Raw genomic sequence first — 14,887 nt, forward strand, 5'->3', positions numbered from 1 at the left:
GCATAAGAGGTCTTATTTTTTTGTTTTTTAATATTTCACAGATTTTTTTGGAAAAAAACTATATAATAGAAAAAGAGAACGTTATAATAGAAAGGGGTTATGAAAACAGGTGGATAAACAGCAGTACGACACAATAAAATTGCAAATAAATCAAGAAAAAGAACATATTTTAAAAGAAGTGTATGAATTAACAGCTGAAAAAAGAAAAATAGAACAAAAAAAAGAATATGATTTATATGTTGTGAAATCGCGTAGTAAAGTCGTACAAACTGGGCAACGTATTATGGCTGGTATGCTTTCTTCACATACGTTTTCACCTGAAAGAATAGAAGAATGGAATCGGAAAATTAAAAAAACGGAAGGTTTTATTCAAAAAAATGAAAGTCTTTTAGAGCAAGTAAAAGAAAAAGAACGTGTCATTGATGAGATGTATCAAGAAGATTGCAAAAAGCTTGCGAAAGCACAAGAAAAGCTGGAAGAAAAAATGCTTCTGGATTTGAAAATGTGTATGAATGGATGAGGTGAATGTAGTGATACAGTCTGTATTACCGGTGCAACAAAGTTTACCTCCGCAAAAAGAAAAAGGGCTAGAAGTACAATCAAAAAATGAAGATTCTTCATTCGATCGTACGATGAGAATGGAAAATAAAAAACAGCCGCAAACGGAGAAAACGAAACGAGAAGAAGCACCAAAAGAAGAGAGAAAAGATTATATTCTTTCTAAAAAATCGGTAACGGAAGAAGAACCTATTGTAAAGAAAGAAGAAAAAAAAGAGACAGAACAGTTGTTATTAGCTGTATCTGAGCAAATGGTTGCAATTGAGCAATTACATGTGCAGCCGGAATTGTTATATCAATACATACAAAAAATACAAGAGCTATATAAAGAATATGGCAATATTAAACTTAATGAATTACCTGTAGCTGAATTACAACAATTACAAGAACTTCTTTCAAATATGAATATCAAAAATGCTATATGTTTAGAAGATACAATGCAAATGGTATTAGACAAAATGAAGATGCCAGAGCAAACGATGCGAAGCATTGAAGGTTGTAGAAACAGAAACTTGTAATATTGCAAAGGAACAAGAAGAGTCTAGAGAGCTAGATCTTCCGAAACTTGAGAGCGATGATGCAAAGGTAGAGTTGCCAGAAGTTGATGCATTAAACGATTCGAGCTCTGCAGGTGCAGAATTATTAAATAAAGCGACGAGTACCGAACAAATAGGGAAATCAAATAGTGGTGCTGAGAGAGTTTCATTACCTGACTTAGGAAAGAAAATGGAAGAGCAAGTAGAAGCGCTGCAAAAATTTGTAGTGAAACAAGAACGTGTTTTATTCCAGTTAAATCCAGAAAAACTTGGTACATTAACAGTGTTTATGAAAAAACACGGAGATCAAATTGACGTTCACGTAGAAATGGAAAAACACGATGCGAAAAAACGTGTTGAAATCATTTTTGATGAATTGAGATTAAAGTTAAAAGAAAAAGAAATCAATATTCAAATTAGCTATTCAGATAAAGATGAAAATCGTAAAGAACAGCGAGAACAAGAGCAAAGGCAAAAACAGAAATTAGCAAATACAAATCATGAAAAACAACAATCAACAGAATTTGCGGGATTATTGGAGGAATAACGCGTGCCAACAGTTGGATTAAATACAACGAGTACAAATCATATTCCGTTACAAGCAGGAGCGCAAACAAAAAACGCATCTGTAAATGGTGTGCAATCGCCAGTTCAACAAACAAACGGAGTATCAGCAAGTAATCAAAAAACACCCGGTATTATGGATAAAGATGATTTCCTGAAACTTTTTTTAGCGAGCTTTCAACATCAAGACCCGTTTAATGCGATGGATATGAACCAAATGATGAATCAAACGGCTCAACTATCGCTTATGGAGCAAGTACAAAATATGACGAAAGCAGTAGATAAACTACAATCAACGATGTATACGACAGCTCTTGATGGTGGGATGAAATTTTTAGGAAAGTATGTTAGAGGTATAAACAATAAGGGGGAGCAAGTGACTGGTCAAGTGGAAACAGTTCGACTTGCCGAAAATAACGATGTACAACTTATTGTTGATAATCAAGTTGTCTCACTTCGTTTTGTAGAAAGGGTTTCAGATAAACCGATAGCAGAAACAAATCCAGAAGATGAGAAGAAAGATGATATAGAGAAAAATGAAGAGGTTAAGCAAAATTAATAAAAGGAGTGTATATAGGTTATGATTAAAGCGTTATATACGAGTATTACAGGGATGAATGCGGCACAAAATGCATTAAGTGTTACTTCAAATAATATTGCAAATGCACAAACAGTTGGATATAAAAAGCAAAAAGCTATTTTTGATGATCTGCTATATAATAATACGGTTGGTTCACGTGGGGATGGTGCTTATGCTGGTACGAATCCAAAGAGTATCGGTAACGGTGTAAAGTTTAGTGGGACATCTACAGATTTTAGTGATGGTTCTATTACTTTAACTAGTGATAAGATGGAGACAGCAATAGAGGGAAATGGTTTATTTTTAGTTGGCGATCGTAATAGCGGAAATGTAGAGTATACGAGAAAAGGGTCTTTCGGTGTATCGAAAGATAACTATGTTACAAATACAAGTGGTCAGTATGTGCTAGGGTATGGTGTGAAAACAGGAACTCAAGAAATAGATTTTTCTTCACGACCAAGTCCAATTCATATTCCAATGGGATCAGCTGTTGGTGGGATTCAAACAGATAAAGCAACAATAGGTGGAAACCTTCCTAGAAATCAAAATGCGTTATCTCACGAATTCACAGTTTTTGATGAGGAAGGGAACTCGTTAACGTTACGTGTAAATATTAAACAAAAGACTACAAAAGAGACTGTAGATGGTAAAGAAGTTGAAAAGCCTGTGCCAGGTGAATATACGTATACGGTTTCTGTAAGAAATGATTCTAAAAACGAAAAAGAGTTTAAGCCGGTTGAAGGCATGACGGGCGAAAAAAATCTTAAATTTGATACATTAGGAAATCTAAAGGAGACAGATGAAGCTGTACAAAAAAATCCAGTAACTGGTGAAATTACTAAAGGTGGAACGGTTAAAATTCCTTTTGGTAAGGGACTGACACTGGACTTAAGTGGTTTAACAAATTATCCAACAGGGAAAACTATTTCTACAACAGAAGTAACGGGGCGTCCAGCTGCAATTGCAAATGACTATTCAATTTCTGACGGTGGTTTCGTTATGATGAGATATTCGGATGGTAGTATGAAGGTTGTAGGACAACTAGCTGTAGCTACATTCCCTAATTCAGGTGGATTAATGAAAACTGGGAATGGCAATTACATTGCCACACCATCAGCAGGGATTCCAGGGATAGGTGTTGCTGGTGAGAATGGTGCAGGTAATGTAAGAGGTTCAGCAAAAGAAAGTTCAAACGTAGATTTATCTGTAGAATTCGTTGACTTAATGTTATATCAACGTGGATTCCAAGGAAATGCGAAAGTAATTAAAGTGTCAGATGAAGTATTAAATGAAGTTGTAAACTTAATTCGATAATGTATTATAAAGAAAGATCGTAATGTAGTAGAAAGGGTTTTTATTCGTATGACAAGACAAGAACGAATTTTACAATTGCCATTTTTCGAGAATAAACGTGAACTTGCTGAGCAAGTGCTAAAAATGGAACGAGAAGAGCATGTATATTTACCAGATCAATTTGAAATTAAGCAAGTGCCCCCGTATTCATTTGCTGAAAAGGAAGCGATTATTGGTCGTATTCATGAGTTTTATTTCGTCAGTATTGGCAGTGATGGCGCATGGAAGTATCAACTGTTTAAGGACGAGATGAAGTGCCGTGAGTTTTTTGTTACATTATCAGGCATTACGGATCAGCAAATTGCGTTTTGGTTCAACAATATCGAGTTGCTTAAAGGCGCTTAAAAGTGTTTTTAGTCTTAGGTGGCTCGGAGCTGTAAGAAGAGAACTATAGAAATGTACTGGAATGGTTGAACAATAATCTCTTTATAGCAAGTCAGTACTTTTTATAGTCTGTGAGTTGTGACAATAGGGCAATGAAATGAGAGTATACTAGTTTCATTTCATATGTTTGTGACGATAGATTTTTATAAAAGGAGAGGTGAAGAGGATGGCGCAAAATAAGTATCGCGTTACATTCATTTCGCCGAGTGAGGTTGAGCAGCGGACTGTAATGGCGGCGAATAGTTTGCCAGATTTAATTCGTAAAGTAGAAAGTATTATTGCAGATCCAAACGGTTATTTTGTAAACGATAAAAAAAATAATTGCTATTTTAAAGTGATTAAAGAAAATGTTACGTTTATTCAATATGAGTTACTATTTTCGGATAAGGAAATTCATATTGAAAAATTAAAACATATAGCACCAGTGGTATTAAAACGATTATTTAAAAAAATAAATGACCCGGAACTATATGCACTCGCGCTACTTGATGTTGATATAGCAACGAAAGAATATGTGCTAGCAGAAATGAATTCTGAACTGAGAATAAGAGTAGAGACGGAGCTTTCGAAAAAATGGGAAGCAATGCCGACGGAAATTGTAGGTGCACAAGAAGTTTTATTAGAGGCACTTGCTTCGTTTATACAAGATTAATTGTTTTTTAATAAAATGAATCGTTCGACTATCTATATTTTTTATATAGGTAGTTGACTTTTTCTCTTTTATAAAGCTTAATAATTAGATATACGGAATTAATGGAAGGGGAGCGACACCTTTATGTCACAAGCACAAAGTATTTTATTAGAAAGCGGAACAAATGAATTAGAGATTGTTACGTACACTGTTGGTGAAAACCTATTTAGTATTAATGTAATGAAAGTACGTGAAATCATTAATCCATTCCCTGTTACAACTGTGCCAGAATCTCATCATGCAGTTGAAGGTGTTGTTCAAGTACGTGGTGAAATTTTACCTGTTATTAACTTAGCGATGGCTCTTAATTTAAAGTCAACAAAGCCACTTGATCAAACGAAATTTATCATCTCAGAATTAAACCAAATGAAAGTTATTTTCCGCGTTGATGAAGTGCATCGTATTCAACGTATTTCGTGGGAACAAATTGATGAACCAGCTTCATTATCTATGGGACTAGAAGAAACGACATCTGGTATTGTAAAACTAGATGGAAAAATCATCTTACTATTAGATTATGAAAAAATTGTATGTGAAATTAGCGGCACTGGTTATGACAATAAATCCATTGCAGGATTAGAACAAAAAACAGATCGAGCTGAAAAAGTAATTTACATTGCAGAAGATTCAGCGATGCTTCGCCAAATATTAGAAGAAACATTATCATCAGCTGGATATACGAAAATGAACTTCTTCAGCAATGGTGCAGAAGCGTTAGCACAAATTGAAAAATTAGCGAAAGAGCAAGGCGAAAAAATGTTTGAACATATTCACTTGCTAATTACGGATATTGAAATGCCAAAAATGGATGGACATCATTTAACGAAAGTGGTTAAGGATAGTGAAGTAATGAATCGTTTACCAGTCATTATTTTCTCTTCATTAATTACAAATGAATTATTCCATAAAGGTGAAGCTGTAGGAGCAAATGCTCAAGTAAGTAAGCCAGATATTCAAGAGCTAATTGGTTTAGTTGATAAGTTAGTGCTTTAAAAGCTTCTATTTAGCCGGAATAGAAGCTCTAGCCAAGTGTTGAGCGGTCAGTGCTTAATAGAGCCCTATGCGATGTTGAGATATAGGTAACTAGAAGAGCTGGTGTATAACATTTTTCTATTTAGTAGGAATAGAGGAACTACTTATGTAAGGAAGTTTTCAGTGCTTAATAGAGTCTCATGCGATGTGAGTTCAGAGGTATGAAGTAGTTTTAGGTAAGAAGAAGTGAGACTTCGATTGAGGATTTGAAGACTGGGTTTATAACTCTATTCTGTTAGAGAGAGGAAGGAATTAGCCAATGCTACATATGGCTAATTCCTTTTTAGTATTCTATACTTTAAGCTGGTAGAAAAATGAAAGGTTTCTTGGGTGTTTGTCGCTGTATGTGTGAATAATCTTTATTTAGAGATTTTTGATTTAAAAATATAAGCAAACGTATTTTCGATTGTTATTTTAGTAATATTTCGTGGTAACGCAAATTTTTTCGGTGAAAAAACATTTAAAATACCATATAATATAATTAAATGTAATTAATATGCAATTTTACATATTAATCAAAAAATATTTTCCAAATTTTTATACTTTCTATACATTTTTGTATGTTTATTATTTGACAGATAATTTCGAACTGTTATAATATGGATATGTAAAAATTGCTATTTTCTTAAAAGACATGGGAGTCAGATGAGAATTGTGAAAGGATGAGGGGGAGTGGCACAGATTATGTATCACCACACAGCAATTAATGTATTAGGTCTTTTACAAAACATGTCAAATAATAAAATGAACGATATGCAACTAGAGGTGGAATTTAAAAAAATAGAAAAAGAATTCCAAGTAAAGTATGAAGAATTAGTTGATTTACATAATAGAATGGTATTATTCCAAATAGATATAGAAAAAAATGGCGGGATGCGAGCATATGAAAAATCAACAATTACATGGCTGAAGTCTGAACTAGAGCTACTGTATGAAGTGTATCAATTTTGTCAGCGTCACGGTTTAAACATTTTAAATATTTCAAAATACGTAAGTAAAAATGAACTAAATCTTTTTCCTAAAACGGAAAGTCAATTGCAAAATACGTATTATAAATTGAAAAAACGTGAAATACCGTTTGAAAATATTGAAAAACAAAAACCGGGACGAAAGCGAAAATATATACCAGTAAAAGAGACAATCGTTGCAAGAAAACAAGAAAACGAGTACGAATTAAAAGAAGAAATCCAGCATAAAGAGGATGAAAAAAATCTTGTAACAGTTATATCTGGTATCGTTGATAACTTTGAAACAATTAATCAGTGTAGTGAAAGGAAAGAAGACGAACTACATCAGTTTATGGAAGGTATTTATAAGCTTTCTAGCATGGCGGCAGGGCGTTCTAGAGAAGCAAAGAATACACGTAGCTTAGAAGATGAATTGCAGTCGTTACAACTAGAAAATGAAAGGCTAAAACGAGAGAAAGAAGATCTTGTACAAGATATTAAAGGTATGACGCAGCTTTTAATTCATTTCATTACAAGTTCTGATATTGATCAAATACGTAAATTACCAACTTTCGTACAAGATTGTAAAATGGAATTACATAAACTAGGGCTATATAATGCACAGGACGGTAAAATGAAAATTATGGTTGATCGTAGCGGACAAGTTATGACCGTAACACAGTAATAAAATTTGGGTACAAAATAAAAGGGAGATACATAGTTTATATGTATTTCCCTTTTATTTTGTATGGAATCGTTCCAAAGAAGGAAGATGAATTTTTACGAGTGTAGTAGTTTAGAAACCATTTGCGGAATTTGATTTGCTTGTGAAACCATACTAAGCGTAACTTCAGTCAACAATCTGAACTTTAAAAAATCACTTATCTCCTGCGCCATATCCGCATCTTCAACTTGAGATACAGCATCTGTTAACGCCATACTTTGGCTATTTAAATTTTCAATATTGAACTGTAAACGATTTATCATAGAGCCAAGGTCGGCACGGTGAAGTGATACATTTTGTAAAGCCTCTTCAATTTTAAGAATCGCCGCGCTTGCTTCTTGTTCTGTTGAAATCTTGATGTCATGTTGTGTAGGGGAAGGGGGAATATGTTTCGTCATATGTACCGTATGACTGATATCGTCTAATGTAATAGGGCGGTTTTGACCGTCAAATACGGATAAATCATTAAATTCAGTTGTCTCGCTAATATAGCCAATTTGTTCTGTTAAAGATTGAAACTCTGTATTCAGTGAATCACGGTTTTTATTTGAATTCGTACCGTTCGTAGATTGAACGGCTAAATCACGCATACGCTGTAAAATATTCGTCACAGTTTGAAGGGCAGCTTCTGCCGTGCGAAGCATTGATATCGCATCCTCATTATTACGAATCGCCACGCGCATACCACTTGCTCTCGCATGCATTCGAGTCACAATTGCAATATTAGCGGGATTATCAGAAGCATGGTTTAACTTCTTACCAGTCGCCAAATGCTCCATTGACACATTCATACGTTTCTCATTCTCATACAACGACTGCCTAGCATTCATACTTAAAATATTCGTACCAATACGCATAATAGACACTCCTTATAGATTGATATAGTCAGTGTTCTAAAGTTAATAAACGGTTATGAAAAGATAAAAAGGCTTATGCTTATTTGCTATTTGTGTTTTAACATAAGAGGGGATCAAGATAAGCACTAACCGCTTCTATGCACCGCAGATGCTCTCTTCCATCAAAAAAAGAAGTTTTTATAAAAAATAAACCTCTCCGCAAGCAGAGAGGTTTATTCAGGAAACTAACTCAAATGGCTTATTGTAATAATTTGGAAACCATTTGTGGAGTTTGGTTTGCTTGAGAAAGCATGCTGATACCAGCTTCATTCAAGATTTTGAACTTAGTCATTTCAGACATTTCTTTCGCCATGTCAGCGTCTTCGATTTGAGAAGCAGCTGAAGCCATGTTAGTAGCTTGGCTTGTTACGTTGTTTAAGTTATGGTCTAAACGGTTTAATTGAGAACCGAAAGTTGCTCTTTCATCAGCAATTTTTTGAATTGCAGTGTCCAGTTTTGTTATTTCAGTTTCAGCAGTGGCTCTATCTGCTAAAGTAGTTAAAGTATCAGTTGTAATTGTTTTTGCATTCAGAGAATCAATTGTCATTGTATCGCCAGAAGCATCAGAAAGTTGAACTTTGATATCAGCCGCACCACCCTTATCAGTACTTAAGAATTTAATACCATTGAAAGATGTTTTGTCAGCGATATGATCAATTTCACTTTTTAATGCTTCGTATTCTTTGTTTAAAGAAGCAGTATCTTCAGTGTTATTCGTACCGTTAGAAGCCTGTGTAGCAAGGTCACGCATACGAAGTAAGATGTTAGAAATAGATCCCAAAGCAGCGTCACCAGTACGTAAAGCAGACATAGCGTCTTGCGTGTTACGTGCTCCGACGTTTAATCCGCCTTCTTTTGCACGCATACGAGTAGCGATAGCTAAACCAGCCGCATCGTCAGCTGCACTGTTAATAGATTTACCGCTAGATAAACGATTCATCGCAGTATTCATTTTGTCTTGGTTTTGTCGCATGTACTCTTGCGTACGCATACTATTAATATTTGTATTAATTCTCATGTTAAGAACCTCCATTGTTATCTTTAGTTTTTTAGTTATATATAAATCTCTTTGTAGACAAAGAGATTTATATAATCAAATAGATTATTGTAATAATTTAGAAACCATTTGTGGTGTTTGGTTAGCTTGAGAAAGCATGCTGATACCAGCTTCGTTTAAAATTTTGAACTTAGTCATTTCAGACATCTCTTTTGCCATATCAGCATCTTCGATTTGAGAAGCAGCTGCTGCCATGTTAGTAGCTTGGCTCGTTACGTTGTTTAAGTTATGGTCTAAACGGTTTAATTGAGAACCGAAAGTTGCTCTTTCATCAGCAATTTTTTGAATTGCAGTGTCCAGTTTTGTTATTTCAGTTTCAGCAGTGGCTCTATCTTTTAAATTAGTTAAAGTGCCAGTTGTCAATGATTTTGTATCAATGGCTTTGAGTGTCATTGTATCACCAGAAGCATCAGAAAGTTGAATCTCGATATCTTTTCCGGGAGGAGTGGCAGTTGTATCTAAGAAAGAATTACCGTTAAAATTCGTTTTTCCAGCAATGTGATCAATTTCATCTTTTAAGGCAACATACTCTTTGTCTAAAGAGGCAGTATCTTCAGCGTTATTCGTACCGTTTGCAGCTTGTGTAGCAAGGTCACGCATACGAAGTAAGATGTTAGAAATAGATCCCAAAGCAGCGTCACCAGTACGTAAAGCAGACATAGCGTCTTGCGTGTTACGTGCTCCGACGTTTAATCCGCCTTCTTTTGCACGCATACGAGTAGCGATAGCTAAACCAGCCGCATCGTCAGCTGCACTGTTAATAGATTTACCGCTAGATAAACGATTCATCGCAGTATTCATTTTGTCTTGGTTTTGTCGCATGTACTCTTGCGTACGCATGCTGTTAATGTTTGTATTAATTCTCATGTTAAGAACCTCCATTGTTATCTTTAGTTTTTTAGTTATATATAAATCTCTTTGTAGACAAAGAGATTTATATAATCAAATGGCTTATTGTAATAATTTAGAAACCATTTGTGGTGTTTGGTTAGCTTGAGAAAGCATGCTGATACCAGCTTCGTTCAAGGATTTTGAACCTTAGTCATTTCAGACATCTCTTTTGCCATATCAGCATCTTCGATTTGAGAAGCAGCTGCTGCCATGTTAGTAGCTTGGCTCGTTACGTTGTTTAAGTTATGGTCTAAACGGTTTAATTGAGAACCGAAAGTTGCTCTAGCGTCAGCTAGTTCTTGGATAGCAGTGTCAAGAGCTTTTATTTCAGTCTCAGCAGTTCCTCTGTCTGCTAAAGTAGTTAGATTAGCTGTTGTAATTTTCTTTGCATCTAGAGAGTCAATTGTCATTGTATCGCCAGAAGCATCAGAAAGTTGAACTTTAATATCAGCCGCACCACCCTTATCAGTACTTAAGAATTTAATACCATTGAAAGATGTTTTGTTAGCGATATGATCAATTTCACTTTTTAATGCTTCGTATTCTTTGTTTAAAGAAGCAGTATCTTCAGTGTTATTCGTACCGTTAGAAGCCTGTGTAGCAAGGTCACGCATACGAAGTAAGATGTTAGAAATAGATCCCAAAGCAGCGTCACCAGTACGTAAAGCAGACATAGCGTCTTGCGTGTTACGTGCTCCGACGTTTAATCCGCCTTCTTTTGCACGCATACGAGTAGCGATAGCTAAACCAGCCGCATCGTCAGCTGCACTGTTAATAGATTTACCGCTAGATAAACGATTCATCGCAGTATTCATTTTGTCTTGGTTTTGTCGCATGTACTCTTGCGTACGCATGCTGTTAATGTTTGTATTAATTCTCATGTTAAGAAACCCCCATTTTTTTATATTGATTTTTCTGTTAATTGTTAAACGTAAATATGCAAAAAAATCAATTTCGAGATTAATTGTAATCCTTGGTATATATCGTGTCAACGAATAATTGTAATTAATGAATATAAAAAAATGATAATTTCCTATTTGTTCATTTTTTTATTACAATATTATCAAAAGGATTATTGCAAACTTTTAAAAAAAACTCTAATATTAGATTATCTTTGTTTACCGAAAAGGTGATATTATGATAGTTGGAAATATAGTAAAAGAAGTGCTTGCATATAAGAAAGGGCAAATTCAGCAAAAGCTAAGTAGTCCACAAGCATTTGTTAGTAGTCGTTTTCAAGAGAAGTTGCAGAGTGAACCTGCGAAGGAGACGAAGGCTACTACGCAGCCGGCAAAAGTAGAAGATATGAGTCAGCCGGTACAATCTACGAAAATAGAAGCGGTTGTTAATAAACCGACAGAATCTATTAATAAAGTAGAGGAAGCGAGTAAGCCTGAAGAAAAGGTTGAAACGAAGAAAGCAGATGAAGTGCAAGTTGCGCAAAAAGAGTTTGAACGACGTTTCCCAGAAACGAAAAATGAGGCTGCTGATACGTGGGAATTAACGAAGAAGTATAATATTCAAAAAATACGTTCTTCCAATGAAGGGAAGTATGAGGATATTATTGATCGTGTAAGTCGTACATATGGAATTCCAAAAACGTTAATTCAAAAAATGATTGAAGTAGAGTCTAATTTTAATCCGAAAACGGTGTCACATGCAGGTGCGATGGGTCTTATGCAGCTTATGCCAGCGAATGTGAAGGAGATGGGTGTGAAGAATCCCTTTTCACCAGCTGAAAGTATTGAAGGTGGCGTGAAAGAGTTAAGTGGTTATTTAAAGAAAAATAACGGTGACTTAGTATTGGCACTTGCTTCTTACAATGCTGGTCCTGGCAATGTGAAAAAGTACGGAGGCGTGCCGCCATTTAAAGAAACGCAAGGATATATTAAAAAAATATTAAATATCGACGTTTCAAAATAAGAAGTTTCATATATAGAGAGAACATGAAATTTTCGTGAACATGATATGGGAGTTGGCTAGATTTGAAATTACAAGATGATATTCCGTTAACAATTTATTTTGAAATCGGAAATACGAAAAAGAAAATTGAAGATCTGCTTCATATTACGAAAGGTACATTGTATCGTCTTGAAAATTCAACGAAAAATACGGTGCGTCTTATGCTTGAGAATGAAGAGATTGGAACCGGAAAGATTTTAACGAAGAATGGAAAAATGTACGTTGAAATCGTTGAATTGAAAAGGTAGGGAAGGGGATTGTCATGAGTGGCGAAAAATTAAGCCAAGAGCAAATTGATGCCCTGCTGAAGGCGGTAAATGAAGGCGAGGAAATGCCAGCTTTCGCACAAGAAGCAGGAAAGCAAGAGAAATTTCAAGAGTATGATTTTAATAGACCAGAGAAGTTCGGTGTTGAGCATTTACGTAGTTTGCAAGCGATTGCTTCTACGTTTGGAAAGCAGACGTCACAGACGTTATCAGCGCGTATGCGTATTCCGATTGAACTAGAGCCTTCAACAGTTGAGCAAGTTCCATTTACGAGTGAGTATGTGGAGAAGATGCCGAAAGATTATTATTTATATTGCGTAATTGATCTCGGTTTACCAGAGCTTGGAGAAATTGTTATTGAGATTGATTTAGCATTCGTTATTTATATTCATGAATGTTGGCTTGGCGGAGATAGTAAGCGTAACTTTACGATGCGCAGACCGTTAACAGCGTTTGAGTTTTTAACGCTTGATAATATATTCTTGCTTCTTTGTAAAAATTTAGAGCAATCATTTGAAAGTGTTGTTGCGATTGAACCGAAATTTGTAACGACAGAAACAGATCCGAATGCACTAAAGATTACGACAGCGAGCGATATCATTTCATTACTTAACGTAAATATGAAGACAGATTTTTGGAATACGACGGTGCGTATCGGGATTCCATTCTTATCTGTTGAAGAAATTATGGATAAGTTAACGTCTGAAAATATTGTCGAACATTCTTCAGACAAGCGCAAAAAGTATACGTCTGAAGTGGAAGTGAAAGTAAATCAAGTGTACAAACCTGTTCACGTTGCAATTGGTGAGCAGAAAATGACAATGAGTGAAATTGAACAAATTGAAGAAGGCGATATTATTCCGCTTCATACGAAAGTTTCGGATGAATTACTTGGTTATGTAGATGGAAAGCATAAATTTAATTGTTTTATTGGAAAAGATGGAACGCGTAAGGCGCTCCTATTTAAAAGTTTTGTAGAGTAGGAGGATCCATATGAAGCATGAAGTATCTCCTGTGTCATTAATGGGATTAGAAGATTTTGCAGGAAAGCGAAATGAAGCAGGTAAAGCACATATTGATACTGTTTCAGATATTTCGATTGAACTTGGTGTAAAGCTTGGAAAGTCATCTATTACGCTTGGTGATGTGAAGCAGTTAAAAGTTGGCGATGTTCTTGAAGTAGAGAAAAACTTAGGACATAAAGTAGATGTGTATTTAAGTAATATGAAAGTCGGCATCGGTGAAGCAATCGTAATGGACGAGAAATTCGGTATTATCATTTCTGAAATTGAAGCTGATAAGAAACAAGCGGCGCTTATGAAAGCGCAAAGTCAAATGCAAGATAAAGAGTAGAGGAGGAGTCATATGTCGTATATGACGACCTTATTTCAAGTCGTTTTACTGTTTGGTGCGCTCGGTTACGGTGCATATTATATGACGAAAAAGACGCGCAAACAGCAGTTTTTTAAGCAGGGTGAAAATGGCCATATACAAGTAAAAGACGGCGTTTATTTAAATCATCAAACGAGTGCCTTTTTATTTGAAGTGGACGGCAAGCAAGTGTTCACTGTTATTAGTAATAACGGTGTACAGTCTGTGCAATTAACCGGAACAGGAAATCAGTTTCAACAAGCACTAGAAGACGCGGTGAAGAGTGAAACGAAAAAAGTAGAGGATCCATCATGAGAATAAAGAAACAGTTATCATTATTAGCCGTTATTTTCGTATTTTCTATCGTTTTTTCAATTATTTTTGTAAATCCAGCGTATGCAGCCCCGAACGGTTTTATTAATTTCGAAAATGGAAAAGAGTTTACGAGTAATTCAAGTGTACAACTATTTGCGCTCGTTACCCTTTTATCATTATCATCTTCTATCGTTCTATTATTTACACATTTTACTTATTTTATGATCGTTCTAGGGATTACACGTCAAGGACTTGGGGTAATGAATTTACCACCAAACCAAGTGCTTGTTGGACTTGCATTATTTTTATCACTCTTTACGATGCAGCCTGTACTTGGGCAACTGAAGAGTGATGTGTGGGATCCGATGACGAAAGAGAAAATAACAGTAAGTCAAGCTGCGGAAACGACAGCTCCTATTATGAAAGAATATATGTCAAAGCATACGTATAAGCATGATTTAAAAATGATGTTGAAAGTACGCGGAGAAGAGTTGCCGAAAGATTTAAAGGATCTTTCACTATTTACGCTCGTACCATCCTTTACGTTAACGCAAATTCAAAAAGGTTTACTAACAGGGATGTTCATTTATTTAGCGTTTGTATTTATAGATTTGATTATTAGTACACTTTTAATGTACCTCGGGATGATGATGGTACCGCCGATGATTTTAAGTTTACCGTTTAAAATACTCGTTTTCGTATATTTAGGTGGATATACAAAAATCGTCGACATTATGTTTAAAACGGTCGCCTGAAGCGT

General features: G+C 35.3%; 15 protein-coding genes and 3 pseudogenes. 14 read left to right on the forward strand and 4 right to left on the reverse strand.

What is annotated here, in order from left to right:
* The first annotated feature begins 109 nt into the window (after nucleotides 1-109).
* The 8 genes and pseudogenes from BC_RS08200 to BC_RS08235 all read left to right on the forward strand — a co-directional run bounded on the left by BC_RS08200 (nucleotide 110) and on the right by BC_RS08235 (nucleotide 7,330).
* A complete protein-coding gene (locus BC_RS08200; RefSeq protein WP_000360855.1) occupies nucleotides 110-520 on the forward strand; it encodes a hypothetical protein in 411 nt (136 codons plus the stop codon).
* A 10-nt stretch (nucleotides 521-530) separates the two neighbouring features.
* Nucleotides 531-1,641: pseudogene (locus BC_RS08205) on the forward strand (flagellar hook-length control protein FliK).
* Nucleotides 1,642-1,644: 3 nt separating this feature from the next.
* Nucleotides 1,645-2,217, forward strand: a complete 573-nt coding sequence (locus BC_RS08210; RefSeq protein WP_001143477.1) for a flagellar hook assembly protein FlgD — start codon at nucleotides 1,645-1,647, stop codon at nucleotides 2,215-2,217.
* Nucleotides 2,218-2,238: 21 nt separating this feature from the next.
* Nucleotides 2,239-3,552, forward strand: a complete 1,314-nt coding sequence (gene flgE / locus BC_RS08215; RefSeq protein ID WP_000588310.1) for a flagellar hook protein FlgE — start codon at nucleotides 2,239-2,241, stop codon at nucleotides 3,550-3,552.
* Nucleotides 3,553-3,600: 48 nt separating this feature from the next.
* On the forward strand, nucleotides 3,601-3,936 hold the full coding sequence (locus tag BC_RS08220) for a DUF3964 family protein (protein WP_000198175.1): 336 nt from the start codon (nucleotides 3,601-3,603) through the stop codon (nucleotides 3,934-3,936).
* Between the two features lie 205 nt (nucleotides 3,937-4,141).
* Entirely contained in the window at nucleotides 4,142-4,627 is a 486-nt protein-coding gene (locus BC_RS08225; protein ID WP_000068304.1) for a hypothetical protein, read from the forward strand.
* A gap of 123 nt (nucleotides 4,628-4,750) precedes the next feature.
* Nucleotides 4,751-5,659: a chemotaxis protein gene (locus BC_RS08230; RefSeq protein ID WP_000075943.1), complete on the forward strand. Its 909-nt coding sequence runs from the start codon at nucleotides 4,751-4,753 to the stop codon at nucleotides 5,657-5,659.
* A gap of 723 nt (nucleotides 5,660-6,382) precedes the next feature.
* A complete protein-coding gene (locus BC_RS08235) occupies nucleotides 6,383-7,330 on the forward strand; it encodes a DNA-binding domain-containing protein (protein WP_000274687.1) in 948 nt (315 codons plus the stop codon).
* Between the two features lie 95 nt (nucleotides 7,331-7,425).
* On the opposite strand, the gene BC_RS08240 is transcribed toward BC_RS08235, so the two are convergent.
* The 4 genes and pseudogenes from BC_RS08240 to BC_RS08255 all read right to left on the reverse strand — a co-directional run bounded on the left by BC_RS08240 (nucleotide 7,426) and on the right by BC_RS08255 (nucleotide 11,094).
* Nucleotides 7,426-8,226: a flagellin gene (locus BC_RS08240; protein WP_001219677.1), complete on the reverse strand. Its 801-nt coding sequence runs from the start codon at nucleotides 8,224-8,226 to the stop codon at nucleotides 7,426-7,428.
* A 238-nt stretch (nucleotides 8,227-8,464) separates the two neighbouring features.
* The gene (locus BC_RS08245) at nucleotides 8,465-9,283 is read right to left on the reverse strand and encodes a flagellin (protein WP_001222376.1); all 819 of its coding nucleotides are present in this window, start codon (nucleotides 9,281-9,283) and stop codon (nucleotides 8,465-8,467) included.
* A gap of 84 nt (nucleotides 9,284-9,367) precedes the next feature.
* Nucleotides 9,368-10,189: a flagellin gene (locus tag BC_RS08250; RefSeq protein WP_001222373.1), complete on the reverse strand. Its 822-nt coding sequence runs from the start codon at nucleotides 10,187-10,189 to the stop codon at nucleotides 9,368-9,370.
* Nucleotides 10,190-10,273: 84 nt separating this feature from the next.
* Nucleotides 10,274-11,094, reverse strand: a pseudogene (locus tag BC_RS08255) (flagellin).
* Between the two features lie 733 nt (nucleotides 11,095-11,827).
* Here BC_RS08255 and BC_RS28400 point away from each other — a divergent pair.
* The 6 genes and pseudogenes from BC_RS28400 to BC_RS08285 form a co-directional block, all read left to right on the forward strand.
* Nucleotides 11,828-12,115: pseudogene (locus BC_RS28400) on the forward strand (lytic transglycosylase domain-containing protein); the annotation flags it as partial.
* 83 nt (nucleotides 12,116-12,198) lie between these two features.
* Complete coding sequence (locus BC_RS08265) at nucleotides 12,199-12,423, forward strand: flagellar motor switch protein FliN (protein ID WP_000775712.1); 225 nt, start codon at nucleotides 12,199-12,201, stop codon at nucleotides 12,421-12,423.
* Between the two features lie 14 nt (nucleotides 12,424-12,437).
* The gene (fliM, locus tag BC_RS08270) at nucleotides 12,438-13,424 is read left to right on the forward strand and encodes a flagellar motor switch protein FliM (RefSeq protein WP_000012360.1); all 987 of its coding nucleotides are present in this window, start codon (nucleotides 12,438-12,440) and stop codon (nucleotides 13,422-13,424) included.
* Between the two features lie 10 nt (nucleotides 13,425-13,434).
* Entirely contained in the window at nucleotides 13,435-13,794 is a 360-nt protein-coding gene (gene fliN, locus BC_RS08275) for a flagellar motor switch protein FliN (protein WP_000680010.1), read from the forward strand.
* A gap of 12 nt (nucleotides 13,795-13,806) precedes the next feature.
* Nucleotides 13,807-14,127, forward strand: coding sequence for a hypothetical protein (locus tag BC_RS08280; protein ID WP_000121176.1), 321 nt, complete (start codon nucleotides 13,807-13,809; stop codon nucleotides 14,125-14,127).
* Nucleotides 14,124-14,882, forward strand: coding sequence for a flagellar type III secretion system pore protein FliP (locus tag BC_RS08285; protein WP_001220582.1), 759 nt, complete (start codon nucleotides 14,124-14,126; stop codon nucleotides 14,880-14,882). The genes BC_RS08280 and BC_RS08285 overlap by 4 nt, the downstream gene beginning before the upstream one ends.
* Nucleotides 14,883-14,887 lie beyond the last annotated feature (5 nt).

Origin of the sequence: Bacillus cereus ATCC 14579, assembly GCF_000007825.1 — a bacterium.
Taxonomy (GTDB): Bacteria; Bacillota; Bacilli; order Bacillales; family Bacillaceae_G; genus Bacillus_A; species Bacillus_A cereus.

Excerpts from the sequence above, each read along its gene's own strand:
- flgE (WP_000588310.1), top strand. The coding sequence starts at position 2,239 with ATGATTAAAGCGTTATATACGAGTATTACAGGGATGAATGCGGCACAA.
- BC_RS08220 (WP_000198175.1), top strand. The coding sequence starts at position 3,601 with ATGACAAGACAAGAACGAATTTTACAATTGCCATTTTTCGAGAATAAA.
- BC_RS08225 (WP_000068304.1), top strand. The coding sequence starts at position 4,142 with ATGGCGCAAAATAAGTATCGCGTTACATTCATTTCGCCGAGTGAGGTT.
- BC_RS08230 (WP_000075943.1), top strand. The coding sequence starts at position 4,751 with ATGTCACAAGCACAAAGTATTTTATTAGAAAGCGGAACAAATGAATTA.
- BC_RS08235 (WP_000274687.1), top strand. The coding sequence starts at position 6,383 with ATGTATCACCACACAGCAATTAATGTATTAGGTCTTTTACAAAACATG.
- BC_RS08240 (WP_001219677.1), bottom strand. The coding sequence starts at position 8,226 with ATGCGTATTGGTACGAATATTTTAAGTATGAATGCTAGGCAGTCGTTG.
- BC_RS08245 (WP_001222376.1), bottom strand. The coding sequence starts at position 9,283 with ATGAGAATTAATACAAATATTAATAGTATGCGTACGCAAGAGTACATG.
- BC_RS08250 (WP_001222373.1), bottom strand. The coding sequence starts at position 10,189 with ATGAGAATTAATACAAACATTAACAGCATGCGTACGCAAGAGTACATG.
- fliM (WP_000012360.1), top strand. The coding sequence starts at position 12,438 with ATGAGTGGCGAAAAATTAAGCCAAGAGCAAATTGATGCCCTGCTGAAG.
- fliN (WP_000680010.1), top strand. The coding sequence starts at position 13,435 with ATGAAGCATGAAGTATCTCCTGTGTCATTAATGGGATTAGAAGATTTT.
- BC_RS08280 (WP_000121176.1), top strand. The coding sequence starts at position 13,807 with ATGTCGTATATGACGACCTTATTTCAAGTCGTTTTACTGTTTGGTGCG.
- BC_RS08285 (WP_001220582.1), top strand. The coding sequence starts at position 14,124 with ATGAGAATAAAGAAACAGTTATCATTATTAGCCGTTATTTTCGTATTT.